The sequence below is a fragment of the Streptomyces sp. NPDC045701 genome (genome assembly GCF_056432045.1).
The window spans coordinates 7,048-8,221 of sequence record NZ_JBWKJV010000096.1 but is presented as its reverse complement, the minus strand read 5'-3'; the positions used below and the strand labels follow the sequence as shown (position 1 = coordinate 8,221).

Sequence of the window (1,174 nt, the reverse complement as noted above, 5' to 3'; positions counted from 1 at the left end):
GCCCCGCCGCACCGTCTTCGGATCCACCCCCGCAGCCCGCGCCACGATCGCGACACCGGAAACACCCAGCTCAGCCGCCTCCGACCCCAGCCACAACCGCCGCTGCCGCTCGTCCAAAAACGGCCGGATCCTGGTAAACCGCGAAGCGATCTCATCCTCAGTCAGCACCCTGCGGGCCTATCACAAGCCGGCAGGGGACTTCTCGGACATCACCGCGTAGTTCTCGCGCGAGCCCTTAGCCAATGGCCCTCACACCGCCGGTTCGGCAGAACTGACGTAGAAGGTGGGGGAGGGTGCCGGTACGCTCAGCGTTATCGGCCCATTTCAAGTTCACTTCTGGGCCAGTTCTGTGAGAGGGATGCTGTGACAACACGCCTCACCCTGTACGTCGACAATCCGTCCCCCGAGTGGCTGGCGCTGGCCGCCGCTCAGTCGACCGGAAACGTCACTCTCGACACCACCGAGCCGTACCTGACCGTCGAGGCCGCGGCCCGCCTTATCGAGCTCGTCACCCCCGATGCCGCTCACCTGTTGAAGCTCGCCACCGACGGCGACGGCCGCGCGCTTGGTGCCCACTTCCGTGATCAGCGCGGCGAGGGCCGACTCAATGGCGCCACCACTTCCATCAGCCGTATCGTCAGCTCCCTGGTACGGCAGGGGGTGTGGCCAGCCAGTGTCGGCAATCCGCTGACTTCTACCACCGCGGGCAAGGAGGGCTGGTCCAAGACCTATGCCTATCACCTGGACGCTCGCGCGCTGCCCGCTTTCCAAGAGGCGTTCGCCTGGACGGAGGCGCCCCGGCTGCCCAGTAACCCGGAGGCGGCCGTCGACCGTCTCGCAGAGCTCTACGAGGAGATGGGGCGCAGGCCCGCCGATGCCCGCGAGTTCGCCAGGGAGTTCCTGGAGGCGCATGCGGATGAACTCGCTGCATGGCTGAAAGCCCACGGGAAGTCGTAGCGGCGCCGTGTCACCGTGGCGACACGGTACTTTCACCGCAAGCTATTCCCTACCCCGGCGGGGACCACCAGAAGCCCGCCGCGCGTCATCGTCAATCGGCTCTGGCACCGCACCGCAGGGGGCCGTTTTACCACCAGGTGCATGACCCCTAGGGTAGACCCCGTGGTTGGGGTGCCTTTTTTGGTTCCCTCCCCCCCCACTTCCAGAGGACCTCCCT

General features: G+C 66.4%; 2 protein-coding genes. Both read left to right on the top strand.

The window, feature by feature from the left end; all coding sequences use genetic code 11:
• On the top strand, positions 1-220 hold a 220-nt coding region (locus AC07DW_RS32450), incomplete at its 5' end, for a hypothetical protein (RefSeq protein ID WP_478861234.1).
• Between the two features lie 143 nt (positions 221-363).
• The gene (locus AC07DW_RS32445) at positions 364-957 is read left to right on the top strand and encodes a hypothetical protein (protein WP_478861233.1); all 594 of its coding nucleotides are present in this window, start codon (positions 364-366) and stop codon (positions 955-957) included.
• The last annotated feature ends 217 nt before the right edge of the window (positions 958-1,174 follow it).